Source organism: Chthonobacter rhizosphaerae (genome assembly GCF_013839525.1).
Classification (GTDB): Bacteria; Pseudomonadota; Alphaproteobacteria; order Rhizobiales; family Pleomorphomonadaceae; genus Chthonobacter; species Chthonobacter rhizosphaerae.
Window position 1 is genome coordinate 72,496 of the sequence record NZ_JACDIS010000006.1, and the last position, 23,995, is coordinate 96,490.

At 69.8% G+C, this 23,995-nt stretch carries 22 protein-coding genes; 11 read left to right on the top strand and 11 right to left on the bottom strand.

The genetic code is table 11. From position 1 onward, the window contains the following. Window positions 1–38 precede the first annotated feature (38 nt). The 5 genes from gmk to pabB all read right to left on the bottom strand — a co-directional run bounded on the left by gmk (window position 39) and on the right by pabB (window position 4,552). A complete protein-coding gene (gene gmk / locus HND91_RS12345) occupies window positions 39–719 on the bottom strand; it encodes a guanylate kinase (protein ID WP_181706885.1) in 681 nt (226 codons plus the stop codon). A 6-nt stretch (window positions 720–725) separates the two neighbouring features. After that, complete coding sequence (locus tag HND91_RS12350; RefSeq protein ID WP_181706886.1) at window positions 726–1,610, bottom strand: YicC/YloC family endoribonuclease; 885 nt, start codon at window positions 1,608–1,610, stop codon at window positions 726–728. A gap of 112 nt (window positions 1,611–1,722) precedes the next feature. Continuing rightward, on the bottom strand, window positions 1,723–2,574 hold the full coding sequence (locus HND91_RS12355) for an aminotransferase class IV (RefSeq protein WP_181706887.1): 852 nt from the start codon (window positions 2,572–2,574) through the stop codon (window positions 1,723–1,725). Further along, a complete protein-coding gene (locus HND91_RS12360; protein WP_181706888.1) occupies window positions 2,571–3,155 on the bottom strand; it encodes a glutamine amidotransferase-related protein in 585 nt (194 codons plus the stop codon). The genes HND91_RS12355 and HND91_RS12360 overlap by 4 nt, the downstream gene beginning before the upstream one ends. Next, complete coding sequence (pabB, locus tag HND91_RS12365; protein ID WP_181706889.1) at window positions 3,152–4,552, bottom strand: aminodeoxychorismate synthase component I; 1,401 nt, start codon at window positions 4,550–4,552, stop codon at window positions 3,152–3,154. The genes HND91_RS12360 and pabB overlap by 4 nt, the downstream gene beginning before the upstream one ends. A 291-nt stretch (window positions 4,553–4,843) precedes the next feature. On the opposite strand from pabB, the gene rimO reads away from it, so the two are divergent. From rimO to HND91_RS12390, 6 genes are all read left to right on the top strand, one after another. Further along, window positions 4,844–6,208: a 30S ribosomal protein S12 methylthiotransferase RimO gene (rimO, locus tag HND91_RS12370; protein WP_181706890.1), complete on the top strand. Its 1,365-nt coding sequence runs from the start codon at window positions 4,844–4,846 to the stop codon at window positions 6,206–6,208. 336 nt (window positions 6,209–6,544) lie between these two features. Beyond that, window positions 6,545–7,291 (top strand): ABC transporter substrate-binding protein, encoded by a 747-nt coding sequence (locus HND91_RS12375; RefSeq protein WP_210272688.1) that lies wholly within the window; start codon window positions 6,545–6,547, stop codon window positions 7,289–7,291. Between the two features lie 9 nt (window positions 7,292–7,300). After that, complete coding sequence (locus HND91_RS22460) at window positions 7,301–7,525, top strand: substrate-binding domain-containing protein (RefSeq protein ID WP_210272689.1); 225 nt, start codon at window positions 7,301–7,303, stop codon at window positions 7,523–7,525. A 16-nt stretch (window positions 7,526–7,541) separates the two neighbouring features. Further along, entirely contained in the window at window positions 7,542–8,303 is a 762-nt protein-coding gene (locus HND91_RS12380; protein ID WP_181706891.1) for an ABC transporter permease, read from the top strand. After that, window positions 8,303–9,094 (top strand): ABC transporter ATP-binding protein, encoded by a 792-nt coding sequence (locus HND91_RS12385; protein WP_246329458.1) that lies wholly within the window; start codon window positions 8,303–8,305, stop codon window positions 9,092–9,094. The genes HND91_RS12380 and HND91_RS12385 overlap by 1 nt, the downstream gene beginning before the upstream one ends. Before the next feature lie 288 nt (window positions 9,095–9,382). After that, a complete protein-coding gene (locus HND91_RS12390; RefSeq protein WP_181706893.1) occupies window positions 9,383–10,708 on the top strand; it encodes an NAD(P)/FAD-dependent oxidoreductase in 1,326 nt (441 codons plus the stop codon). A 185-nt stretch (window positions 10,709–10,893) separates the two neighbouring features. On the opposite strand, the gene HND91_RS12395 is transcribed toward HND91_RS12390, so the two are convergent. After that, window positions 10,894–11,463, bottom strand: a complete 570-nt coding sequence (locus HND91_RS12395) for a TetR/AcrR family transcriptional regulator (RefSeq protein WP_181706894.1) — start codon at window positions 11,461–11,463, stop codon at window positions 10,894–10,896. Window positions 11,464–11,637: 174 nt separating this feature from the next. Here HND91_RS12395 and HND91_RS12400 point away from each other — a divergent pair, with 174 nt between their 5' ends. After that, window positions 11,638–12,084 (top strand): DUF2214 family protein, encoded by a 447-nt coding sequence (locus tag HND91_RS12400; RefSeq protein ID WP_181706895.1) that lies wholly within the window; start codon window positions 11,638–11,640, stop codon window positions 12,082–12,084. Window positions 12,085–12,134: 50 nt separating this feature from the next. Here the strand turns inward: HND91_RS12400 and HND91_RS12405 are convergent, their stop codons facing one another. Genes HND91_RS12405 through uraD form a run of 3 tightly spaced genes read right to left on the bottom strand, consistent with a single transcriptional unit; the run spans window position 12,135 to window position 15,162 of the window. Further along, a complete protein-coding gene (locus HND91_RS12405) occupies window positions 12,135–13,352 on the bottom strand; it encodes a M20/M25/M40 family metallo-hydrolase (RefSeq protein WP_181706896.1) in 1,218 nt (405 codons plus the stop codon). Further along, entirely contained in the window at window positions 13,349–14,626 is a 1,278-nt protein-coding gene (locus HND91_RS12410; protein ID WP_181706897.1) for an allantoate amidohydrolase, read from the bottom strand. Before HND91_RS12410 ends, HND91_RS12405 begins: the two co-directional genes overlap by 4 nt. Next, on the bottom strand, window positions 14,623–15,162 hold the full coding sequence (uraD, locus tag HND91_RS12415) for a 2-oxo-4-hydroxy-4-carboxy-5-ureidoimidazoline decarboxylase (RefSeq protein ID WP_181706898.1): 540 nt from the start codon (window positions 15,160–15,162) through the stop codon (window positions 14,623–14,625). Before uraD ends, HND91_RS12410 begins: the two co-directional genes overlap by 4 nt. Window positions 15,163–15,321: 159 nt before the next feature. Here uraD and HND91_RS12420 point away from each other — a divergent pair, with 159 nt between their 5' ends. Next, window positions 15,322–15,990: a MarC family protein gene (locus tag HND91_RS12420; protein WP_343057330.1), complete on the top strand. Its 669-nt coding sequence runs from the start codon at window positions 15,322–15,324 to the stop codon at window positions 15,988–15,990. 56 nt (window positions 15,991–16,046) lie between these two features. Here HND91_RS12420 and ssb read toward each other — a convergent pair whose 3' ends face one another. Then, a complete protein-coding gene (ssb, locus tag HND91_RS12425) occupies window positions 16,047–16,595 on the bottom strand; it encodes a single-stranded DNA-binding protein (RefSeq protein WP_181706900.1) in 549 nt (182 codons plus the stop codon). Window positions 16,596–17,315: 720 nt separating this feature from the next. On the opposite strand from ssb, the gene uvrA reads away from it, so the two are divergent. The 3 genes from uvrA to trmFO all read left to right on the top strand — a co-directional run bounded on the left by uvrA (window position 17,316) and on the right by trmFO (window position 23,077). Continuing rightward, window positions 17,316–20,234, top strand: a complete 2,919-nt coding sequence (gene uvrA / locus HND91_RS12430) for an excinuclease ABC subunit UvrA (protein ID WP_181706901.1) — start codon at window positions 17,316–17,318, stop codon at window positions 20,232–20,234. 525 nt (window positions 20,235–20,759) lie between these two features. Beyond that, on the top strand, window positions 20,760–20,909 hold the full coding sequence (locus HND91_RS12435) for a DUF1127 domain-containing protein (RefSeq protein ID WP_181706902.1): 150 nt from the start codon (window positions 20,760–20,762) through the stop codon (window positions 20,907–20,909). A 752-nt stretch (window positions 20,910–21,661) separates the two neighbouring features. Next, window positions 21,662–23,077, top strand: coding sequence for a methylenetetrahydrofolate--tRNA-(uracil(54)-C(5))-methyltransferase (FADH(2)-oxidizing) TrmFO (gene trmFO, locus HND91_RS12440; RefSeq protein ID WP_425485450.1), 1,416 nt, complete (start codon window positions 21,662–21,664; stop codon window positions 23,075–23,077). A 50-nt stretch (window positions 23,078–23,127) separates the two neighbouring features. Here trmFO and HND91_RS12445 read toward each other — a convergent pair whose 3' ends face one another. After that, the gene (locus tag HND91_RS12445; RefSeq protein WP_181706903.1) at window positions 23,128–23,994 is read right to left on the bottom strand and encodes a phytoene/squalene synthase family protein; all 867 of its coding nucleotides are present in this window, start codon (window positions 23,992–23,994) and stop codon (window positions 23,128–23,130) included. Between the last annotated feature and the right edge of the window lies 1 nt (window position 23,995).

Consider the following 23,995-nt stretch of genomic DNA (forward strand, 5'->3'; position numbering starts at 1 on the left):
GCCTCCGACCGGCCGGTTCGACCGCTCGAGAGGGGCGGTCAGATGGGCTGGTCGAGGAGGCGCTGGACCAGGGCCTCGGTGCCGGGGGCGATGCGGGCGCGCTTCTTGCGCTCGGCCCGCAGGATCGCGTTCAGGTCGCCAAAGGCGCCCTGCAGGTCGTCGTTGACGACGATGTAGTCGAAGTTCGGCCACTGCTGGATCTCGGAGCGGGCGTTCTTCAGCCGCTTCTCGATCACGTCGGCGGCGTCCTCGGCCCGGCGCGTGAGGCGCGCCTTCAGCTCGGCCATGGTGGGCGGCAGGATGAAGATGGAGACCACGTCGTCCGGCATCTTCTCGCGCAGCTGGGCGGCGCCCTGCCAGTCGATGTCGAACAGGACGTCGCGGCCGGCGGCGAGCGCCTTCTCCACCGGCGGGCGGGGTGTGGCGTAGAGGTTGCCGTGCACCTCGGCCCATTCCAGGAGCTCGCCGCCGTCGCGCATGGCGTGGAACAGCGGCGGCGTGATGAAGTGGTAGTGGACGCCGTCCACCTCGCTCGGCCGGCGCTCGCGGGTGGTGACCGAGATGGAGAGGGTGATGTCCCGGTCCGTGTCGAGCAGGAGGCGCGACAGCGTTCCCTTGCCAGCGCCGGACGGGGACGAGATCACCAGCATGACGCCGCGGCGCGCCATCGGCACGCGCTGCAGGTCCGGCGAGGACGGGGACGACTTGGCAGCACTCATCGGGGCCTACTCGATGTTCTGCACCTGCTCCTTGAACTGGTCCACCGTCGCCTTGAGGGCGAGCCCGATGCGAGTGAGCTCGGTGTCGTTCGACTTGGAGCAGAGCGTGTTGGTTTCGCGATTGAATTCCTGGGCGAGGAAGTCGAGCCGGCGGCCGACCGCGCCCTCGGCGGCGAGAAGGTCGCGCGCCTGGGCGACGTGGGCGGACAGGCGGTCGAGTTCCTCGCGCACGTCGGCCCGGGTTGCGAGGAGCGCCGCCTCCTGGTGCAGGCGGGCGGGGTCGATGTCCTCGCGGGCGAGGAGCACGGAGAGCTGGTCGAGGAGGCGTGCCTTGATGGCCTCGGGCGTGCGCGCGGGCAACGCCTCGGCCTCGGCGGCGAGGCGGGCGATCTCGTCCACCTGGGCGGACAGGATGCGCAGGAGCGCCGCGCCCTCCTGGCGGCGGGCGGCCACGAAGTCGTCGAGCGTGGCGTCGAAGGCGGCGAGGAGCGCCTCCTCCAGGCCCTTCTGGGCGGCTTCGTCGGGCAGCGCGTCCACGATGTCGACGACGCCGCGGATGGCGAGGAGACCGTCGATGGAGGCGGGCGTGACGCCGGGCCGGTCGGCGTAGCGGCCGGCGGTGGCGATCAGCGCCTCGAGGAGGTCGGTGTCCACCTGGAAGACGCGGCCGCTGCCCTCGCGGGCGACCGTGAGGCCGACGGAGACTGTGCCGCGGGCGAGCCGGTCGCCGGCGAGCGCGCGGGCCTTCGCCTCCACGGCGTCGAAGCCCTGGGGGGTGCGGAAGCGCAGGTCGAGCCCGCGGCCGTTGACGGACCGCATCTCCCAGGCGAACCGCCACGCCTCGAAGCGTCCGTCCCGTCGGGCGAAGCCGGTCATGCTGGTGAGCGCCATCAGGGCCGTCCTTCCGAGGGCTTGGGCGGTACGGCCGTTCATGTGCCACAGGCACGAGGGGGCGGCAAGGACAAGCCGACGGGCGGGCGCGTCGGGGGTGGGTGCCCTCCCCTTACAGGCGGACCGGGTCGACGCCGCATTCCTGGACGATGACGTCGAGGACCCGGTCGAGGATCGCGCGGACGAGGGGCTGGTCGCCGGCGAGGCGGCTGTTGTCGATGGTGGTGACCGGTTGGACGAGGCGGACGGAGTTGGTGAGGAAGACCGTGCCGGAGGAGACGAGATCGCGCGCGGTCAGCGACTTCTCCACCGGCTTCAGGCCGAGGTCGGCGGCGGCGGCAAGGACGATGGAGCGGATGATGCCCGGCAAGACCCCGTCGCGGATCGGCGGGGTGAAGAGGTGGCCGTCGGCGATGCAGAACACGTTGGCGGCCGTGGTGCAGGCGACGCGCAGCTGGCTGTTCAGCATCAGGGCGTCCTTGGCGCCCTTCGAGACGGCCTCGCGGAGGGCGAGGACGTTGTCGAGGTATTGGAGCGACTTCAGCCGCGCCAGGGGCGAGCCGTCGTTGCGCCGGATCGACGAGGTGAAGAGCGTGGTCGGCTCGAACACCAGCTCGCGGCGAAAGCCTGAGAGCGACAGCATCACGGTCGGGACCGGATCGGCCGGCGGCGCGAGGCCGCGGGCGCCGGGGCCGCGGGTGACGGTGAGGCGCAGCACCGCCCCGTCCGGCGGCTCGTGGCCGGCGATGCGGATGATGTCGGCATAGAGCCGGTCGCGCTCGACCGAGAAGCCCAGGACCTTGAGGCCGTGGTCCAGGCGGTCGAGATGGGCATCCAGGCGGAAGACCGTGCCGCCGAACAGCGTCATGGTCTCGAACAGCCCGTCGGCGAGGGTGAGGCCGCGGTCGGTCAGATCGAACGGCGCGACGTTGCCCTCGTGGAGCTCGCCGTCGAGGGAAATCATCGGCCGGTGCGCTCCGCGGCCAGCTTCAGGAAATTGGCGAGCATGGCATGTCCCCCTTCGGTGAGAATCGATTCCGGGTGGAACTGCACACCGTAGGTCGGATGTTCCCGATGGGCGAGACCCATTACCTCTCCCTTATCCGATCGGGCTGTGACGACCAGCGGGCTCTCGGGGTCGTCCACCTCGACGATGAGGGAGTGATAGCGGCCGACCTTTACGGGATTGGGGAGGCCGGCGAACACGTCGGTGCCCTCGTGGGTGACGAGGGAGGCGCGGCCGTGCATGGGCTCGCGCGCCCGGACGACGCGGCCGCCGAGCACGTCGCCGATGCACTGGTGGCCGAGGCAGATGCCGAGGATCGGCGTGCGACCGGACAGCGCCTCGACGATGCCATTGGAGATGCCGGCCTCCTTCGGGCTGCACGGGCCGGGCGAGATGACGATGGCGCGGGGGCTCAGCGCCTGGACCTCGTTCACCGCCAGGGCGTCGTTGCGCACGACGGTGACCTCCTCGCCGAGCTCGCGGAAATAGCGGGCGACGTTGCCGACGAAGCTGTCGTAGTTGTCCACAATGAGGATCACGGGCGGTCCTCCGGCCGGAAGGTGGCCAGCACCCGGCTCGCCTTGACGAGCGTCTCGTCATACTCGTCGGCCGGGTCCGACAGGGCCGTGATGCCGCCGCCGCCGAACAGGATGGCCTCGCCGTTGACGAAGGTGACGGTCCGAATGGCGATGTTGGTGTCGGCCGCGCCGTCGAAGCCGAGGTAGCCGATCGACCCGCAGTAGACGCCGCGTTCCACCTTTTCCAATTCCGTGATGATCTCCATGGCCCGGATCTTCGGCGCCCCCGTGATCGACCCGCCGGGGAAGGCCGCGGCGAGGAGGTCCACCACGTCCCTGCCCTCGTCGAGGACGCCGGTGACGACCGACACCAGATGGTGAACGGTGGCGTAGGTTTCCAGGACGTTGAGCGCCGGCACGTGCACGGTGTGGGGCCGGCAGACGCGGGACAGGTCGTTGCGCAGGAGATCGACGATCATGACGTTCTCGGCCCGGTCCTTCTCCGAGCCGAGGAGCACGCCGGCGAGGTTCATGTCCTCCAGCGGATGGGCGGAGCGCCGGATGGTGCCCTTGATGGGCCGCGTCTCCACCCTGCCCTCGTAGACCTGGGCGAAGCGTTCCGGCGACGACGAGGCGATCTTCAGCGGGCCGTAGTCGAGCCAGGCGGCGAAGGTGGCGGCGTTGCGGGCGCGGAGGCGCTGGTAATAGGCGAAGGCGTCGAAATCGGCCGGAAGCCTCGCCGAGAACCGCTGGGCGATGTTGGCCTGGAAGATGTCGCCCGCGAGGATGTACTCCACCGTGCGGGCGATGATCGCCTCGTACTCCGGCCGGGTGAAATTCGACTGGAAGGCGAGCTCGGCGGTGCCGACGCCGGTGCCGGTGAAGAGCGCGGGCGCGGCGAGCCGCTCCTCGAACGCGTCGGCGCGGGCGGCGGCGCGCCTCTCGCGGGCGAGCGGGTCCGTCTCGGGCCAGCCGGTGGAGACGAGCCAGGCGCGGTTCTCCCGGTGGTCCCAGGCGAAGACCACGTCGTAGAAGTGGAGAAGCACCTGGGGGACGCCGGGCTGCAGCGTCTCGGGCGTGGGCAGGCGTTCCAGCTCGCGGCCGAAGTCGTAGGCGAGGAAACCCGCGGCGCCGCCCTGGAAGGGCGGCAGGCCAGGCACGCTGACCTGGCGATAGAGGGCGAGCTTTTCCTTGAGGACCGCCAGCGCGGCGCGGCCGCCCTCGGCGATCCGCTCGCCGTTCCAGGTGGCGACGCCGCCCTCGACCTTGAAGGTGGCGAACGGGTCGGCAGCCACGAAGGAGAAGCGCCCCAGGGTGGCGTGGGCCATGGCGCTGTCGAGGAAGGTGACGTTCGGCAACCCCGACAGGCGGCGGACCACCTCCACGGGATCGCGCAGGGAGAGCGACCGGACCAGCATGACGGAGACGACCTCGCGTGACCGGGCGCGGCGGACGCGGCCGGATTCCTGTGAGCGGAAGCTAGGCGGCGCGAGGGGGCGTGTCGAGGGGGTGCGGGGTCGCGGGGGTGAAGCGCGGGCGGGACCGGGCGGCGGACGATCGATACGGGCCTGGCCCGCGTTCGCGGACGTGACGGACCGGTCGGCAGTGGCGGATCTCTGCGGACATCCTTGACGTCGCCGCAATTCGCCGGCATGCATCCGGCCAACGTTTGTCGCGGGTGCGCCCGCCCTGATCACGATCCCCGACCCATGACCGACATCCAGTCCGCCGCCCTGGGCGCGCCGTCCTCGTCCGCTGCCGAGAGCGCCCCGAAGATCTCGTTCGTCAGCCTCGGCTGCCCCAAGGCGCTCGTGGACAGCGAGCGCATCGTCACGCACCTGCGCTCGGAAGGCTACGAGATCGCCAGCAAGCACGACGGGGCCGACGTGGTGATCGTCAACACCTGCGGCTTCCTGGACAGCGCCAAGGCCGAGAGCCTGCAGGCGATCGGCCAGGCCATGAAGGAGAACGGCCGGGTGATCGTCACCGGCTGCATGGGCGCCGAGCCCGAGCAGATCCGCGAGGCCTTCCCGGACGTGCTGGCGATCACCGGGCCGCAGGCCTACGAGAGCGTGATGACGGCGGTGCACGAGGCGGTGCCGCCCCGGCACGACCCGTTCGTGGACCTGGTGCCGCCCCAGGGCGTGAAGCTGACGCCGAGGCACTACGCGTACCTGAAAATTTCCGAGGGCTGCAACAACCGGTGCACCTTCTGCATCATCCCGAAGCTGCGCGGCGACCTCGTCTCGCGGCCGGTGGTGGACGTGCTGCGCGAGGCGGAGCGGCTGGTGAAGGCGGGCGTGAAGGAACTGCTCGTCATCAGCCAGGACACGTCGGCCTACGGCCTGGACCTCAAGTACCAGACCGGGATCTGGAAGGACCGGGAGGTGCGGGCGCGCTTCTTCGACCTCGCCGAGGCGCTGGGCGAGATGGGTGTGTGGGTGCGCATGCACTACGTCTACCCCTATCCGCACGTGGACGAGGTGATCGGCCTGATGGCGGAGGGCAAGGTGCTGCCCTACCTGGACATCCCGTTCCAGCACGCCGCCCCGCCGGTGTTGAAGGCCATGCGCCGTCCCGCCCACCAGGAGAAGACCCTGGAGCGGATCCACAGATGGCGCGAGATCTGCCCGGACCTCGCCGTGCGCTCCACCTTCATCGTGGGCTTCCCCGGCGAGACCGAGGAGGACTTCGAGTACCTGCTGCAGTGGCTGACCGAGGCGAAGCTGGAGCGCGTCGGCTGCTTCAAGTACGAGCCGGTGGCGGGCGCGACCGCCAACGACCTGGGCCTCCCGGCCGTGCCGCCGGAGGTGCAGGAGCGCCGCTGGCACCGGTTCATGGCGCACCAGCAGGCGATCTCGGCGCGGCTCCTGCAGCGGCGCGTGGGCAAGCGCATCCCGGTGATCGTGGACGAGACGCAGGGAACGGTGGCCAAGGGCCGGTCCAAGTGGGACGCCCCGGAGATCGACGGCACGGTGCACATCGCCAGCCGCCGCCCGATCCGGGCGGGCGAGATCGTGACCGTGAAGGTGGACCGCGCGGACGCGTACGACCTCTACGGGACGGTGGTGTGAGAGCGCGTGCTGAGATCTGCAGAGGAAGGCCCTACGCGAAGGCAAAGGGTCATTGAGCGGTCAGGCGCGGCGACGAATCGACTCCTCCGCCTGCGCTGACATCTGCACTCGAAATAAGCAAATTTGTCGCCATTGTATGCAATCGTGAATTCAGCGCTTCAGCGAAGCTGAAGTATGAAATGAGGCAATGTACTCAACGGGCCGAGGCGAAAGGCAGATCCAGCTTTCAATTAAGCATGATTCAATCAGAATTCTTGTTGGTACAATTCTCGCTTTAGAAGGTTCAAGCGCCTGGCGTCGCGAATTCCCGTTCCCCACGCCAAGGAATTCTTGACCATGACTTTCAAGTTGAACCGCCGACAACTCCTGTCCGGCGGCGTCGGCCTTGCGACGCTTGGATTTGTCGGCCCGGCCCGGGCGGACGACACACCGATCAAGATCGGCTATTGGCCGATTTCGGCGGGCCTCCCCTTCTATACGGCCGTCGAGAAAGGCTTCTTCAAGGACGCCGGACTGAATGTGGAACCCGTAAAGCTGGCCAGCGCAAACCAGATCGTCGAAGGCATGATCGCCGGCCGTGTCGACGGTTCCGCCAACGGCACCGCGTCGGCCACGCTGGCGCTTGGCGATTTCACGTCGCCCGGGTTCATGAAGATCTTCTGCTCCAACCCGAGCAACCGGTCGCTGGTGCTGGACCAGTTCCTGGTTGCCAAGGACAGCCCGATCCAGACGATCGGGGAACTCGCCGACAAGCGGGTCGCCTGCGGTCCCGGCATCCAGAACGTGGCGCTCGCCAAGACCGTGCTCGAGCGCAACGGCGTGAAGGACCCCTCCGTCATCGAGCTGCCCATCGGCCAGCATGTCGCGGCCCTGGCGGCCGGCCAGATCGACGCCTGCTATACGCTGGAGCCGACCGGCACGGTTGGGACGCTCAAGGGCATCTCCCGCATCCTGGAGAGCGGCGTCATATCCAAGTACATCCTGGGTGACCCGGATGCGCCCTGGTACGGCGGCTCGGCGTCGCTGACCACAAGTTTTCTGAACACCCGGCCGGAGACCGCCAAGGCCTATATGGAGGCCTAAGCGCGCGGCGTGGCCTTCGTGAAGGAGAAGCCGGACGAAGCTCGCGCTTTCCTTCCGGGATACACGAGCATCGAGCCCGACCTCGTCGACAAGGTGCCGCTGGCCGGATACGTGCTTGCCAAGGATTTCACCGAGAAGGACCTCGGCTACTTCCAGACCTTCTTCGACCTCTTCACCGAAAAGGGCGTGTTTCCGGCGAAGGTGGACGTGCCCTCGCTGATCCTGAAATCCTGACCGGGCGCGCCGCGACATGACCTCCCAACTGACGCAACGCCTGCTGCCGCTCGTCGGCCCGCTCGTCTTTTTCGCGACATGGTGGGTCGCGGTCGCGGCGCACCTGGTGAATCCCGTGTTGATGCCTTCACCAGTGGATACGGTCATCCACATGGCGGCAGCTCTCGCGACCGGAACGCTCGGAGGCGACCTCGCAGTCACCTTTTTGCGAACGAGCATCGCCTTCCTGGTGGCGGCCATCGTCGGCGTGCCCTTGGGCACCGCCCTCGGCGCGTCCGCGCCGCTCTATCGGAGCGTGGAATTCCTCATCGACTTTTTCCGCTCAACCCCATCGAGTGCGCTGATCCCCCTGTTCATGCTCATCTTCGGATTGTCGGACGCTAACAAGATCGCCATAGCGGCCTTCGCGGCTCTGCTGCTCGTCGTCTTCAACTCCGCCTACGGCGTGATGAACGCCCGCAAGACGCGCATTCTGGCGGCCAAGGTGATGGGCGCCACGCCCTGGCAGATCTTTCGCGAAGTGCTCCTGAAGGAAAGTCTGTCACAAACCTTCGTGGGATTGCGGACCGGCGTCTCGATGGCGCTCGTCATCGTCATCGTGGCGGAGATGTTCATCGGGGCGGAAAGCGGCCTCGGTCACCGTATCATCGACGCCCAGCAAGTGTTGAACGTGAAGGACATGTATGCCGCCATCCTCGTGACCGGCGCGCTCGGCTACCTTCTCAACGTCGGCTTCCTGGTGATCGAAACCCGGTTCATCCATTGGAGCGGCAAATGATGGAACAGCTCGTCGCGCAAACCGGCCCTGCCGTGGAGGCCGCCCACATCGAGGTCCGGCGCCTCAGCAAGTCATTCTCAGGCTCGCCGCTCTACACTGATTTCGACGTAGACTTCCCGCGCGGCAAGATCGTCTCGATCTTCGGGCCGAACGGCTGCGGCAAGTCCACGCTGATGAACATGATCGCCGGCATCACGCCGATCGACAGCGGCGACATCCGGATCGGCGGCAAGACCGTCAAGGAGAGCCGGATCGGCTACGTGTTCCAGCAATACCGGGAGGCGATGTTTCCTTGGCTCCGGGCGTGGGACAACATCGCTTGGCCGTTGCGCATCGCCAAGGTGCCGGAAGCCGAGGTGAAGGCGCGCGTCGATTCGATCGTGGCGTCCTTCGAGATCCGGTTCGACCTCCACCGCTATCCGTACGAGCTATCCGGCGGACAGCAGCAGACGGTCTGCATCATGCGGGCGCTGGTGACACGGCCGGAGGTGCTCTTCCTCGACGAGCCCTTCTCCGCACTCGACTACGAGATGACGCTCTTCATCCGCGAGAAGCTGCAGGACATCCAGATGCGGACGGGCACCACGATGGTGATCGTATCGCACGACCTGGAGGACGCCGTCTTTCTCGCCGACAAGGTGCTGCTGCTGACGCGGCGCCCCACCCGGATCGCGGAATACCTTCCTTTTCCGCTTGGCCGCCCGCGAACGGCGGAATCCATGGAGGATCCTCTCTACCTCCAAACCCGCAGCCATGCGCTGGCCGTGTTCAAGCGGGAGGCATGGGCCTGACCGCCGCGCCGGCCGGCAAGCCCGCCCGGTCGATCCCGGTCGACCGCGCGGCGGTCACCGAGCCGTACCAGAGAGTCATCGCTGACGGCACTGATCGGCCCGAGACTCCTAACCTCGACGGCGGGTCGCTCCCGCCGTCTCCCTGCTCGCGTCGCCGCTCCCTCTAGCCCCCTCCCCGCGACCTCGCGACGCAAGGCTCGGAAAGTCATGCTTAGGTGAAGGAGGGGAACATAGGCTTGGTCCGGGAGATCGGCCGGAGAGTCGGTGAGCGAGGGGGAGAGGCGCGAGATGGCGCGGAGCGACGACGAGAGCCTGCATCACATCGTGGTGGTCGGCGGCGGGGCCGGTGGGCTGGAGCTGGTGACGCGGCTCGGAAACACGCTGGGCAAGCGCGGCAAGGCGCGGATCACGCTGATCGACGGATCGCGCACGCACGTCTGGAAGCCGCTGCTGCACGAGGTGGCGGCCGGCTCCATGGACGAGGACCGGCACGAACTGGACTATCTCGCCCACTCGCACTGGCACCATTTCCGCTTCCGCTTCGGCCGGATGGTGGGCCTTGACCGGGAGAGGAGGCTCGTGCACCTGGCGCCGACCCACGACGAGGAGGGCGACGAGATCACGCCGGCGCGGTCGTTCCAGTACGACACGCTGGTGATCGCGATCGGCTCCACCACGAACGACTTCGGCACGCCCGGCGCCAAGGAGCACGCCATCGCGCTGGAGACGCCCGAGGAGGCGGCGCGCTTCAACCGGCGGATCGTGAACGCCTGCTACCGGGCGCACACCCAGCCGGAGCCGATCCGCCCGGGCCAGTTGCACGTGACCATCATCGGCGCGGGCGCGACCGGCACCGAGCTTTCGGCCGAACTGCACCGGACCACGCGCGCGGTGGTGGCCTACGGGCTGGACAAGATCGACCCGGACCGGGACCTGAAGATTACGCTCGTGGAGGCCGGGCCGCGCATTCTGCCGGCGTTGCCCGAGCGGCTTGCGGCCTCCACGTCGGAGCTTCTGCACGGCCTCGGGGTCCAGGTGCGCACCGGTGCGAAGGTGACGCGGGTGACCGGCACGGGCGTGGAACTCGCCGACGGATCGTTCATCGACAGCGAACTGGTGGTCTGGGCGGCCGGCGTGAAGGGGCCGGACGTGCTGAAGGACATCGGCGGGCTGGAGACCACGCGCACGAACCAGCTGGTCGTGGAGCCGACCCTGCAGACCACGCGGGACAAGGACATCTTCGCCATGGGCGACTGCGCGGCCTGCCCGCGCCCGGAGGGCGGCCTGGTGCCGCCCCGCGCCCAGGCGGCCCACCAGCAGGCGGCGCACCTCTACGGCCAGATCCGGCGGCGGCTGGCGGGCAAGCCGCTGAAGCCGTTCGTCTACCGGGACTTCGGCTCGCTCGTGTCGCTCGGCCACTATTCCACCGTGGGCAGCCTGATGGGCTTCGCGGTCGGCCGGTCCATGTTCATCGAGGGGCTGTTCGCCCGGCTGATGTACAAGTCGCTCTACAAAATGCACGAGATGGCGCTGCACGGCTTCCTGAAGGTGGCGCTCGACACGGTCGTGCGCAGCATCGTGCGGCGGACCGAGCCGCAGGTGAAGCTGCACTGAGGGGCTCGAGGAGTGACGAGGCGGCGGGCGGTACGCCCGTCATCAGGCCGGTGGGAGGACGGCTCGGGCGTCGCCATCGACCTCGCCGGTCCGCGCGCATGTTGACGCCATCGATATTCGCTCGATCTTGATGGCGAGCAGATCGGGCCGCGATCTGCGGGCCGCACAGATGCGCGGGTGGCCGGTCATGCTCCTGCCCTGGTGAGCGGCAGGCGTTCGGCCAGGTCCTCGAAGCGGGAGACAGCGACCTCCAGAGGCCCGATCCGGCCGGCGTTGTGCAGGGTCACCAGGCCGTGCACGGTCGCCCAGGCGAACAGCGGCGCGTCCGGGTCGCCGTCCTCGGTTCTGGCGGTCTCGGCCATGACGGCGAAACACTCGGCCGCCGCCGCCTTCAGCCCTTCGCTGGACGCCTCCCCATGGCGACCGAACATCAGGTCGTAAAGGTGGGGATTCTCGATGCCGAAGCGGAGATAGACGCGGGCGAGCGCGGTCATGCGGGCGCGCCTGTCCGGCCGGGACGCGACCAGGATCTCGCGGCTGCGGGCTGTCAGCTCCTCGAAGCCGAGGCGGGCGAGTTCGGCCAGAAGCTCGTCCTTGCTGGCGAAGTGGGAGTAGGGCGCGTTGAAGCTGACCCCCACCGCCGTCGCCAGCTGGCGCAGGCTGAGCTTCGCCGGCGGCTCGGAGCGCAGCGCCTCCCTGGCGGCCGCGAGCAGCGCGGCGCGGAGGTTGCGGTGGTGATAGGCGTCCTTGGCCATGAGCCCTCCCCTGTGCGGGCCGGACACGACCCCGGCCCGATCTTGGCGGCGTCAACTTGTAACTTGACGCCACACATATCGGTGTTCAGTCTTGACGGTGTCCACATTACACCAGACGAGCCCGGCCCGCCTCTCCTTTCGTCGGGACGGCTCGCGCTTCAAGGAGGCGCCGTCATGGATGCCGCATATGCGCTCGCGCTCGCCCACCATCTCGCGGTGTTCGCTCTCGTGGCGACGCTCGCGGCCGAAACGGCCCTGCTCGCGGCGGGACCGCCCTCCCCGCCCATTCTGGCGCGGCTGGGCAGGTTGGACCTCGCCTACGGGGCGCTCGCCCTGGCGGTGATCGCCATCGGGGTGGTGCGGGTGCTGTTCAGCCTGAAGGGCTGGGCGTTCTATGTCGCCAACCCGTACTTCTGGGCGAAGATGGGCGCGTTCGTCCTCGTGGGCGCGCTCTCGGCGCCGCCCACGATCGCCATCGCCCGGTGGGGGCGGGCGCTGAAGGCGAGCGGCGCGCTGCCGAGCGCGGACGCGGTCGCCCGGGTGCGCGGCTGGGTGAAGGCAGAGTGGGCCGTGCTCGCCACGGTGCCGGCCTTCGCGGCGGCGCTGGGGCTGAACTGGTGAAGGGGGAGGGGCGGCGGCGCCCTTCCGGGATGAGCGCCGCCGCCCTGCCCTCACCCGGCTTTGAGAAGGTCCGCGAGGGCGAGCGCCACGACCTCGGTGGCGGCCTTCAGGTCGGAGAGTTTCAGGTGCTCGTCGGCCGCGTGGGCGTTGGCTTCCAGGATGGAGCGGGGGCCGGCACCGTAGAGGATGGTGGGGATGCCGGCGGCCGCATAGTGGCGGGCGTCGGTGTAGAGGGGGACGCCGGTGGGCTCCACCGGGACGCCGAGAACGGCGGTGGCATGGGTGCGGACCGCGTCGACCAGCTTCTCGACGCCGGGCAGCGGGCGCAGCGGCTCGGCCAGCATGATGCGGCGGACTTCCACCTCCAGACCCGGCGCCTTCGGGGCCGCGTCCTCGATCAGCTTGACGAGGGCGGCCTCCACGTCGAGGCCGACCTCCTCCGGGATCAGGCGGCGGTCGAGCCGCAGCATGATGCGGTCGGGCACCACGTTGGTGTTGATGCCGCCGGAGATGAGCCCGACGGTGAGCTTCGGCGAGCCGATGCCCTTCTGACCGGACACGGTGGCGTCGAGGCGGTGCCGCTCCGCGTAGAGCGCCTGGAGGATGGGCACCGTGTGCTCCAGGGCGTCGACGCCCGTCTCCGGCATGGCGGCGTGGGCCTGGCGGCCGCGAACGACGATCTCCAGGTGGAGGACGCCGTTGTGGGCGGTGGTGATGGCGTAGGAGAAGCCGGCCGAGAAGGCGAGGTCGGGCTTGGAGAGGCCCTGCTCGATCAGCCACTTGGGGCCGACGAAGCCGCCCGCCTCCTCGTCGTAGGTGAGGTGCAGCTCCACGGTGCCGTCGAGCGGCTGGCCGGAGGCGACGAGCGCCTTCAGGGCATAGGCGTAGGTGGCGAAGTCGGACTTGGAGACCGCGACGCCGCGGCCGTAGATGGCGCCCCCGCGCTCCTCGGCGCCATAGGGATCGGCGGTCCAGCCCTCGCCGGGCGGCACCACGTCGCCGTGGGCGTTGAGGGCGATCACCGGGCCCTTGCCGGTGCCGAACACGTGGCGGACGATCAGGTTGGTGACCGAGCGCATGCCGTGCTGGCGCACGAAGGGCTCCGGCACCGGATGGCGCTCGACCGCGAAGCCCATGGCCTCCAGAAGCGCGGCGGCGGTCTCGGCGTGGGCGGCGCAGTCTCCGGGCGGGTTGTCGCTCGGCACGCGCACGAGCGCCTTCAGGAAGGCGACCTCCTCGTCGAAGGCGGCCTCGATGATGGACTTCATGTGCTTCCCTCTCCCTCACCGTCCGCGAGGGCCGTCAGCGCCCGGATGAGCGCCTCGACCGCCAGTCCCATGTCGCCCGCGTCGGCATATTCGTTCGGATTGTGGCTTATACCAGCCCGGCACCGGACGAACAGCATGCCGATGTCGCAAAGGGCGTGCATGGCGTGTCCGTCGTGGCCCGCGCCGGACGTGAGGCGCCGGGCCGGCAGGCCGAGGTCGCCCATCGCCCGGGCGAAGGCGTCCTGGATCCGGCCGGCGCAGGGCGTGGTGGGCGTGTCGTGGTAGCGGTCCATCAGGAAGGCGACGGACCGGGCCTCCGCGATGGCGCGGAACCGGTGCCTGACGGCGGCTTCGGCGGCGGCGCGCGGCGGGTCGGTCGCGGCCCGTAGGTCGACCGTGAAGCTCACCCGCGACGGGATGACGTTGACTGCCCCCGGCTCCAGCGACAGGCGGCCGACGGTGGCGACCATCTGGTGCTCGCGGCCGGCGCGGGCGATCTCCTCCACGGCCAGGATCATCTCGGCGCCGGCGGCGAGCGCGTCGCGGCGGTGGCCCATGGGCACGGTGCCGGCGTGGCCGGCGTCGCCGGTGACGGTGACGAGGAAGCGGGACTGGCCGGCGATGGACGTGACGACGCCGAGCGGCCGGTCCTCGATCTCCAGCACGGGGCCCTGCTCGATGTGGACCTCCAGGTAGCCGAGCACCTCGTCGCGAGGATAGGCGGCGGATGCGACGCCGTCCGGATCGCCCCCGAAGGCGACGAGCGCCTCGCGCAGGCTGACGCCGGCGGCGTCGCGGGCCCCGTCGAGATCGGCCGTGTCGAACACGCCGGCGACCGCCGACGAGGAGGCGAGCGTCGTCGGAAAGCGCACGCCCTCCTCGTCGCCGAAGGCGAGCACGTCGACGCCGAACGGCAGCCGAATGCCGCGGGCGGCGATCTCCTGCAGGGCGAGGATGCCGGCGACCACGCCGAGCATGCCGTCGTAGCGGCCGGCGTCCACCACCGTGTCGATGTGCGAGCCGACCAGGTAGCGGCGGTTGGAGGACGGCCCGGGGGCGCCCGGCGGCGTCGATCCGCGCACGGTGCCGAGGGCGTCCTCGCTGACGGCCATCCCAGCCTCGCGCATCCAGCGGGCGACGAGGTCGGCCGCGCGCCGGTGGGCCGGCGACAGGTAGAGGCGCGTGATGCGCCCCTCCTCGTCCGAGATGGCCGCGAGGGCGTCCAGCATCGCCTGGGCGCGACGGCCGAGTTCGGCGGGGCTGTCGGCGGTCATGGGCGGGGCTCGCCGTCGGTCACCCGGTCCTCCAGGCGGAAGCGGAAGATCCGCGCCACCTGGGCGAGGGCGGTGTCGAACTCGACCTCGACGTCGTTGCCGACGCGGGCCTCGAAGGCGTCCAGGATCATGTGCTTGGTTGCGCCCTTGACGGCGAAGATGAACGGGAAGCCGAAGCGCGCGCGATAGCGGTCGTTGAGGGCGGTGAAGCGGGCGTACTCGTCGGGCGTCAGGGTGTCGAGGCCGGCGCCCTTCTGCTCGCGCCGGCTGTCCTCCGCGATGGCGCCGGCGAGCGCCGCCCGGCCGGCGAGGTCCGGATGGGCGCGCAGAAGCGCGAGCCGGGCGTCCCGGTCGGCCTCGTCCACCACCGCGGCGAAGGCGGCGACCATGGCCTCCCGGTCCGCGAACGGGCGCCGGGCGGCGGCGCCGGCGGCGACCCAGGGCGAGTGTTCGGCCACGTCGCCGAACCGGGCGAGAAAGGCCTCGTCGTCCAGCGCGTTCACGGCGGACAGGGCGATGGGGAAGGCGGCCGTCATGGGCGGGGCTGAATCCGGGCCTCTTGGAAGGGAGTCGCGGAACGCAAACTGCCACCCCGACGCGGACGTCCGCAAGGGCGGATGCGGGGGCGCACTCTCCCCTTGCGCGCCGGTCCTGTCCCTTGCGAAGGTTCGGCGCGGCCGGAGGAGGCGCGACTCGTGGACGATTACATCCTGAACGCCTTCGCGACGCTGCTCGTGACCATCGACCCGATCGGCCTTGCGCCGCTGTTCCTCGCCGTCAGCCGGGGCGCCTCGGCGGAGATGCGCCACGCCATCGCGGTGCGGGCCTCGCTGATCGCCGCCGGGATCCTGGTGGCGTTCGCTCTGACCGGCACCACGGTGCTGAATTTCCTCGGCATTTCGCTGCCGGCCTTCCGGATCGCAGGCGGCCTGCTGCTGTTCTGGATCGCGTTCGAGATGGTGTTCGAGAAGCGCGAGCGGCGGAAGGCCGCCTCGGCCGAACAGGCCCGCGCGCCGCACCCCACCGGGCCGCATCCGCACACGCCGCCCCCGGCCGCGCCGGAGGACCTGCGGCACCTGGCGGTGTTTCCGCTGGCGATCCCGCTGATCGCCGGGCCGGGCGCCATCTCGGCCACCATCCTGCTCGCGTCCCAGGCCCGCGACACCCTGGCGCTGACGGTGCTGATCGCGCTGGTGATCGCCATCATCGCCAGCTGCTTCCTGGTGTTCATCGCGGCCGACCGGGTGGACCGCTACCTGGGCGAGACGGGCCGCAGCGTGCTGACGCGGCTTCTGGGCGTGCTCCTGTCGGCGCTCGCGGTGCAGTTCGTGGCGGACGGCGTGAAGGCGATCATGGCGGTGTGAGGCTAAGAAGAGAACGGCCCGGGAAAGCCGGGCCGCCATCGTGCGTTCCGTCCTGCTCAGAACGGGATCTCGTCGTCCATGTCGGAGCCGTAGTTCGACGGGCCGGAGCCGCCGCCGGACCGGCCGCCGCCGCCACCGCCGGAGCGCTGGCCGCCGCCGTAGCCGCCGCCACCGCGGCCTTCCATCGGGCCGGAGGAGCCGAATTCCGCGCCGCCGCCCTCGCCATAGTCGTCGCCGCCGCCGGCCCGGTCGCCGCGCCCGCCGAGGAGCGTCAGTTCGCCACGGTAGCGCTGCAGCACGATCTCGGTGGTGTAGCGCTCCTGGCCGGACTGGTCCTGCCACTTGCGGGTCTGCAGCTGGCCCTCGATGTAGACGGTGGAGCCCTTGCGCAGATACTGCTCGGCGATCTTGGCGAGGTTCTCGTTGAAGATCACGACCGAGTGCCACTCGGTGCGCTCCTTGCGCTCGCCGCTCGCCTTGTCGCGCCAGGTTTCGGACGTGGCGATCCTGAGATTGACCACCGGCTCGCCGGATCCGAGCCGCCGCACTTCCGGGTCCCGGCCCAGATTGCCGACGAGGATCACCTTGTTCACGCTGCCAGCCATGGCCTTACTCTCCTGCTTCGTTTCGCGGCACCCGGCGCGGCGACGGCCTTTCGACCGCCCTGCCCCGCCGGCCGGACCGTGGCACGGTCCCGCGCCCCAGAACGGGGCACCCTACGCTGCGGGCCGGCGATGCGGAACACCGGCGGCCGACTGCGTCCGGTTTTCCACAGCCGTTAGGAAATCGTTAGCACAGTCTCGTCGTTCCTGCTATGTTCTTTGCAGCCGGTTGGCGGTTTTCGATTCCAGCCTATATGTGAGCCGGTCCGGACGGGTTTTCTCTTCTGATCAGTGGATCCACGGCAGCGGATGACGTCGCCGACGGGACGCCGTCGACGGTGGGTATGTCCGCTCTCGCGGCGCGTGCGCGGTTCGTGCGGTTCCTCGGGAGGCGACGGGGGGCGGGCGACGGGCGATCGCGCTGCTGACGGCCCGCGTCAGCAGCGACGGCTAGCGTGGGCTGGCCGGCACGGGGCTTGCGAGGGTTCGGGCTCGCGAGAGTTTCGGGCTCGCGAGAGTCCAGAAGGGCTCGGGCGGGCTCGGGGCCAGTCGGATCGGGGCTGGTCGGATCGGCGGTCGGGGCGATGCGCGGGCATGCTCCGGCCGGCACGAGTCCGGGCGGGCGAGAGGCGGCGGGATCTCGGCGGCTGTCCGCGCCGGGGTCGGTCGGGGCGAGGGGCCGGTCGGCGAAGGACCGGTGAACGGAATGACTCGGGTGAGCGAATGACCAAGTCGAAGACGAGCGCGTTCGACACGGCGCGGCGGGTGATCTCCATCCGCGGGGCGCGGGAGCACAATCTGAAGAACGTGGACCTGGACCTGCCGCGCGACTCGCTCGTGGTGATGACGGGGCTGTCCGGCTCGGGCAAGTCGTCGCTGGCGTTCGACACCATCTACGCGGAAGGCCAGCGGCGCTACGTGGAGAGCCTCTCCGCCTATGCGCGCCAGTTCCTGGAAATGATGCAGAAGCCGGACGTGGACCAGATCGACGGCCTGTCGCCGGCCATCTCGATCGAGCAGAAGACCACGTCGCGCAACCCGCGCTCGACCGTCGGCACGGTCACCGAGATCTACGACTACATGCGCCTGCTGTTCGCCAGGGTGGGCGTGCCCTATTCGCCGGCGACGGGCCTGCCGATCGAGAGCCAGACCGTCAGCCAGATGGTGGACCGCACACTGGCGCTGCCGGAGGGGACGCGGCTCTACCTGCTGGCGCCGATGATCCGCGGCCGCAAGGGCGAATATCGCAAGGAATTGGCGGACCTGCAGAAGAAGGGCTTCCAGCGCGTCAAGATCGACGGCGCCTTCCACGAGATCGCCGACGCGCCGGCCCTGGACAAGAAGCTGAAGCACGACATCGACGTGGTGGTGGACCGGGTGGTGGTGCGCCCGGACATGGCGACGCGGCTCGCCGACAGCTTCGAAACGGCGCTCGGCCTCGCGGACGGCATCGCGGTGATCGAGTTCGCCGACGAGAAGGACGACAAGGGCGACGCCCGGCGGATGCTGTTCTCGGAGAAGTTCGCCTGCCCGGTGTCGGGCTTCACGATCTCGGAGATCGAGCCGCGGCTCTTTTCGTTCAACAATCCCTTCGGCGCCTGCCCTGCGTGCGACGGCCTCGGCGTGACCATGAAGTTCGAGGCGGCGCTGGTGGTGCCGGACGACAGCCTCAGCCTGCGCGGCGGCGCCATCGTGCCGTGGGCGAAGACCGGCTCGTCGTCGCCCTATTACGCGCAGACGCTGGAAGCCCTCTGCCGGCACTTCAAGGTGTCGATGACCGCGCCGTGGCGCGATCTGCCGGAGCGGGTGCGCGAGGTGATCCTGCTCGGCTCGGGCAGCGAGGAGATCGAGTTCACCTATGACGACGGCCTGCGCGGCTACAAGACCCGCAAGCCGTTCGAGGGAGTGGTGAACAACATCGAGCGGCGTTGGAAGGAGACCGAGAGCGACTGGGTGCGCGAGGAACTGGGCCGGTTCCAGTCGGACCACCCCTGCCCCGCCTGCAACGGATACCGCCTGAAGCCCGAGGCGCTGGCGGTGAAGATCGACGGCCGTCACATCGGCGAGGTGTCGCAGCAGTCCATCCGCCAGGCGTCGGTCTGGTTCGAGGGGCTGCCGGGCCGCCTGTCGGACAAGCACAACGAGATCGCCGGCCGCATCCTGAAGGAGATCCGCGACCGGCTGAAGTTCCTGAACGACGTGGGCCTCGAATATCTGACGCTCGCCCGCTCGTCCGGCACCCTGTCGGGCGGCGAGAGCCAGCGCATCCGGCTGGCGTCGCAGATCGGGTCGGGCCTGACCGGCGTGCTCTACGTGCTGGACGAGCCCTCCATCGGCCTGCACCAGCGCGACAACGACCGGCTGATCGACACGCTGAAGCGCCTGCGCGATCTCGGCAACACGGTGATCGTGGTGGAGCACGACGAGGACGCGATCCTGGCGGCCGATTACGTGGTGGACGTGGGCCCGGGCGCGGGCATCCACGGCGGGCGGATCGTGAGCCAGGGCACGCCGGCGGAGGTGATGGCCGACCCGAATTCGCTGACCGGCCAGTATCTGTCCGGCGCGCTCGGCATCCCGGTGCCGAAGGAGCGGCGCAAGCCCCAGAAGGGCAAGATGCTGAAGGTGGTGGGCGCGCGCGGCAACAATCTGAAGAACGTCTCGGCCGAACTGCCGATCGGCACCTTCACGTGCGTGACCGGCGTGTCGGGCGGCGGCAAGTCCACCTTCCTGATCGACACCCTGTTCAAGGCGGCGGCCCGGCGGCTGAACGGCGCGCGCGAGCAGGCGGCGCCGCACGACCGGATCGAGGGCCTGGAGCACCTGGACAAGGTGATCGACATCGACCAGTCGCCGATCGGCCGCACGCCGCGCTCCAACCCGGCCACCTACACGGGCGCGTTCACGCCGATCCGGGAGTGGTTCGCGGGCCTGCCGGAGGCGAAGGCGCGCGGCTACCAGCCCGGGCGCTTCTCCTTCAACGTGAAGGGCGGCCGGTGCGAGGCCTGCCAGGGCGACGGCGTCATCAAGATCGAGATGCACTTCCTGCCGGACGTGTACGTGACCTGCGACGTCTGCAAGGGCAAGCGCTACAACCGCGAGACCCTGGACGTGCAGTTCAAGGGCAAGTCGATCGCGGACGTGCTGGACATGACCGTGGAGGAGGCGTGCGACTTCTTCCAGGCGGTGCCGGCTGTGCGGGACAAGATGACGTCGCTGCGGGACGTGGGCCTCGGCTACATCAAGGTGGGCCAGCAGGCGACGACCCTGTCGGGCGGCGAGGCGCAGCGGGTGAAGCTCGCCAAGGAGCTGTCGCGCCGGGCCACGGGCCGGACGCTCTACATTCTCGACGAGCCGACCACCGGCCTGCACTTCCACGACGTGGCGAAGCTCCTGGAGATGCTACACGAGCTGGTGGACCAGGGCAACACGGTGGTGGTGATCGAGCACAACCTGGAGGTCATCAAGACCGCCGATTGGCTCGTGGACCTCGGCCCGGAGGGCGGCGACGGCGGCGGCACGATCGTGGCGACCGGCCGGCCGGAGGACGTGGTCAAGGTGGGGCTGTCCTACACGGGCCGCTACCTGAAGGACCTGCTCGGCCGCCGGCCGGTGCGGCCGGGGCGCGTCGCGGCGGAATAAGGTCCGGCCGGCGAGTGGTCGCCGGCCTGCGTGGTCCGAACCCGAGTCGCGGCTCGAGAAGGCCCGGCGGGCCGCTCCGGGTTTTCCGCGTTGTTTCGGCGCTTTCCTCCCTGTGCATCTGCCTGGTTCGGACCAGCCGAACGGGGCGCGATACCTCCCTGACATCGATGTCCACAGGCCAAGGCAGAGGTCGCCCTGACCTGATGCAGATTTGCCACAGCCGTCATTGTGCAGTGCGAAATATTGCTTGGGGCCAAAATAAATCGGTTTAGCGGCGCCGCCCGCCCGCTTCTGCGCGATTTCCGCAGAATCCAGCCGCCTTTCAGCCTCAGAGTTTAAGAAAAAGTTACCGTCACGGCCGCGTGATTAATGCTGCCTTGCAACAAGCGCATCGCTGACATGCGAATATCCCCCTGCCAGCGCAGGGCTCGGGGCCCTATCTCTGTGTTCGTCAAGAGCGACGCACCGCAGGCCACCGGGTCAGTGTAGAGCGACGCCACTCCAAGTTTCGTGAAGGAACACGTCATGTTCGACACCGTTGTCAAGAAGCTCCGCACCTACCGCAAGTACCAGGAGACCTATCGGGAACTGTCCCGCCTCTCGTCCCGCGAGCTGGACGATCTGGGCATCTCCCGTTCGGACATCCCGTACATCGCTCGTCGCGCCAGCTTCTGAGTGAAGAAATACGGTGCGATGGCACCGGAACACTTGAACCCGGTTCCGACCCCGCATACATGGGGTCCATGAAACGGAACCGCGACTCAGGGGTTCACGACATCAGACACCGCCGCCACCCCGCATCCTCCTCCCAGCGGGCCCGGCGGTTCTGATCGAAGCCGCGGCAGACCTCCTCCCCTGCCCCGGCCTCACGAGCCGGCGACGCGAACCTCCTCCCTCGCCTCGTCGGTTCTTGCAAGAACGGTCGCTCGTCGGATCCTCCTCCCCCGCCGAGTCGCCGTCATCAGAAGCCCGGACGCCTGAGCCAACCTCCTCCCTGGCTCCCGTCCGGACAAGCCGGCACCGACCTCCTCCGTCGTGCCGGTGACCGTGGTGGCCTCCTCCACCCGGTCCGAGCCATGAAGCGGACCTCCTCCCCCGCATTCATGGCGTTACACGTCGCCCGCCGGATCTCCTCCCCCGGCGGGCGATCGTGTTTTCGGGGGTAACTCCAGTCGTGACCGGTCGGGCGGCGTTGCGCGCGCCCCGCGTTCAATGCATGGGCGGCCCGCGGCCGTGGTCCGTCCAGGGCGTCACCGCGGCGAAGGCCCGGGTTGAACCGTCGCGCGTGGATTGTCGCCGGACGGGCGGGTTGCGCCGTCGGCTGGGCCCCGGCTTGCGCCGGGGTGACGGGGCTGGCGGGGTACGGTGGGCGGGTCTCGCGGTCCTGTGCGTTGAACCGGCGACCGCGTGGTCCTATGGTCCGCCGCATGATGAAAACCTCACCTTCCCCCATCCATGTCGTCGGCGGCGGGCTCGCCGGGTCGGAGGCCGCGTGGCAGCTGGCCGAAGCCGGCGTGCCGGTCGTGCTGCACGAGATGCGTCCGGAGCGGCGCACGGACGCCCACGGGACCGACAAGCTCGCGGAGCTCGTCTGCTCCAACTCGTTCCGCTCCGACGACCACACCCAGAACGCCGTCGGACTGCTCCATGAGGAGATGCGCCGGGCGGGCTCGCTGATCATGGCGTCGGCGGACAGGAACCAGGTGCCGGCGGGCGGTGCGCTCGCGGTGGACCGGGACGGGTTCGCGGACGCGGTGACGGCGGCGCTCGCCGCCCATCCGCTGATCACCATCGACCGGCGCGAGGTGGCGGGCCTGCCGCCGGCGGACTGGGACAGCGTGATCGTGGCCACCGGCCCCCTCACCTCCCCGGCCCTCGCCGAGGCGGTGCGCGGCCTGACCGGGGCGGAGAGCCTGGCCTTCTTCGACGCCATCGCGCCGATCGTCCATTTCGACAGCATCGACATGGGCAAGGCGTGGTTCCAGTCGCGCTACGACAAGGCCGGGCCGGGCGGCACCGGGGCGGACTACATCAACTGCCCGATGAACCGGGACGAGTACGAGGCCTTCATCGACGCGCTGCTCGCCGGCGAGAAGACCTCGTTCAAGGAATGGGAATCGACGCCCTATTTCGACGGCTGCCTCCCCATCGAGGTGATGGCGGAGCGGGGCCGCGAAACCCTGCGCCACGGGCCGATGAAACCGGTCGGCCTGACCAACCCGCACGACCCGACCGTGAAGGCCCATGCGATCGTGCAGCTGCGCCAGGACAATGCGCTCGGCACGCTCTACAACATGGTCGGCTTCCAGACCAAGCTGAAGTATGCCGAGCAGGTGCGGGTGTTCCGGATGATCCCGGGCCTGGAGACCGCCGAATTCGCGCGGCTCGGCGGCCTGCACCGCAACACCTACCTGGACAGCCCGCGCCTCCTCGATGGCACGCTGCGGCTGAAGGCCGATCCGCGCCTGCGCTTCGCCGGCCAGATCACCGGCTGCGAAGGCTATGTGGAATCGGCCGCCATCGGGTTGCTGGCGGGCCGGTTCGCGGCGGCGGAGCGGCTCGGCCGCGAGCCGTCGCTGCCGCCCGTCACGACGGCGTTCGGGGCGCTGCTCGGCCACATCACCGGCGGCCACCTGTCGGTGGAGGGCGAAGGCCCGCGCTCCTTCCAGCCCATGAACGTGAATTTCGGCCTGTTCCCGCCCGTGGAGGTGCCGAAGGAGCCGGGCAAGCGGCTGCGCGGCGCCGAGAAGGCGATCGCCAAGAAGCGCGCGCTGACCGGCCGGGCGCTCATGGACGTGGACGCCTGGCTCGGCCGCGCCGGCACGCGCGAGGCGGCGGAGTAGCAGGGCTCGGGCACGGCCCGGCAGGGAGCCGGGCGGCTTCGCCCGGGGCCTCAGCGCAGGCGTCGGGCGAAGCGCCAGAGCAGGACGGGCTTGCGCCAGGACGCCACGTCGGCGACGGCCGCGAAGGGATCGCGCTGGCGCTCCAGCGCGTTGAGGTAGGGCTCCACCAGCGCGAGCGGCACGAAGGCCGGCAAGGCCCGGCGGTCGACGCGGTCGAGCGCGGCCATGGCCCGGGCGAGATGGTGGCGGGCGTGCTCGCGCATCTCGGCGAGCGCCCCCTCGACGGCGGGGGTCGGCTTGGCGGCGCGGATATCGTCGGGACCGGCGCCATGGCGGGCGAGGACGTCCGCCGGAACGAACACCTGGCCGCGCCGGGCGTGGATCGGCAGGGCCCGGAGCAGGCCGGTGATCGCGTAGGCGACGCCGGCGTGGCCGGCCGCATCGGCGGCCTTCGGATCCTCGCCGTCGCAAAGCACGAGAGCCGCCGCCTGGAAGAGCACGGAGGCGGTCTCGCCGGCGTAGCCCTCCAGGTCGAGCAGGCTGGGCATCGGGTCGTCGTAGAGGTCGAAGGTGCGGGCGTCGATGAGGCCGACCAGCGGCGCGAGCGGCAGGGAGAAGCGGCGCACCGTGTCGATGAGCGCGGCGGCGGCCGGATGGCCTTCCACGTCGCCGTGGCCGTGACCCTCCAGGGCGTCGCGCCACCACTGCAGGCGCACCTCCCCCGGCAAGGGCTCGCGGACGGTCTCGCGCACGCGGGCGATCTCGGACGAGAAGGCCTGCAGCGCCGCCACGTGGCGGCGCTTGTCGGCGGGAACGAACAGGTCGGCGAGCCAGCGGTCGCGGTCGGCGTCGCGGACGATCGCCTCGGCGGCGTCGTAGGCGCCGGCGAGACGGTCCGGAGCGGCGGCGTCGGTCATC

Bases quoted from the DNA above. Each gene is read 5' to 3' on its own strand.
- gmk (WP_181706885.1), bottom strand. From the start codon at position 719: ATGAGTGCTGCCAAGTCGTCCCCGTCCTCGCCGGACCTGCAGCGCGTG.
- HND91_RS12350 (WP_181706886.1), bottom strand. From the start codon at position 1,610: ATGGCGCTCACCAGCATGACCGGCTTCGCCCGACGGGACGGACGCTTC.
- HND91_RS12355 (WP_181706887.1), bottom strand. From the start codon at position 2,574: ATGATTTCCCTCGACGGCGAGCTCCACGAGGGCAACGTCGCGCCGTTC.
- pabB (WP_181706889.1), bottom strand. From the start codon at position 4,552: ATGCTGGTCCGGTCGCTCTCCCTGCGCGATCCCGTGGAGGTGGTCCGC.
- rimO (WP_181706890.1), top strand. From the start codon at position 4,844: ATGACCGACATCCAGTCCGCCGCCCTGGGCGCGCCGTCCTCGTCCGCT.
- HND91_RS12375 (WP_210272688.1), top strand. From the start codon at position 6,545: ATGACTTTCAAGTTGAACCGCCGACAACTCCTGTCCGGCGGCGTCGGC.
- HND91_RS12380 (WP_181706891.1), top strand. From the start codon at position 7,542: ATGACCTCCCAACTGACGCAACGCCTGCTGCCGCTCGTCGGCCCGCTC.
- HND91_RS12385 (WP_246329458.1), top strand. From the start codon at position 8,303: ATGGAACAGCTCGTCGCGCAAACCGGCCCTGCCGTGGAGGCCGCCCAC.
- HND91_RS12390 (WP_181706893.1), top strand. From the start codon at position 9,383: ATGGCGCGGAGCGACGACGAGAGCCTGCATCACATCGTGGTGGTCGGC.
- HND91_RS12395 (WP_181706894.1), bottom strand. From the start codon at position 11,463: ATGGCCAAGGACGCCTATCACCACCGCAACCTCCGCGCCGCGCTGCTC.
- HND91_RS12400 (WP_181706895.1), top strand. From the start codon at position 11,638: ATGGATGCCGCATATGCGCTCGCGCTCGCCCACCATCTCGCGGTGTTC.
- HND91_RS12405 (WP_181706896.1), bottom strand. From the start codon at position 13,352: ATGAAGTCCATCATCGAGGCCGCCTTCGACGAGGAGGTCGCCTTCCTG.
- HND91_RS12410 (WP_181706897.1), bottom strand. From the start codon at position 14,626: ATGACCGCCGACAGCCCCGCCGAACTCGGCCGTCGCGCCCAGGCGATG.
- uraD (WP_181706898.1), bottom strand. From the start codon at position 15,162: ATGACGGCCGCCTTCCCCATCGCCCTGTCCGCCGTGAACGCGCTGGAC.
- ssb (WP_181706900.1), bottom strand. From the start codon at position 16,595: ATGGCTGGCAGCGTGAACAAGGTGATCCTCGTCGGCAATCTGGGCCGG.
- uvrA (WP_181706901.1), top strand. From the start codon at position 17,316: ATGACCAAGTCGAAGACGAGCGCGTTCGACACGGCGCGGCGGGTGATC.
- HND91_RS12435 (WP_181706902.1), top strand. From the start codon at position 20,760: ATGTTCGACACCGTTGTCAAGAAGCTCCGCACCTACCGCAAGTACCAG.
- trmFO (WP_425485450.1), top strand. From the start codon at position 21,662: ATGATGAAAACCTCACCTTCCCCCATCCATGTCGTCGGCGGCGGGCTC.
- HND91_RS12445 (WP_181706903.1), bottom strand. From the start codon at position 23,994: ATGACCGACGCCGCCGCTCCGGACCGTCTCGCCGGCGCCTACGACGCC.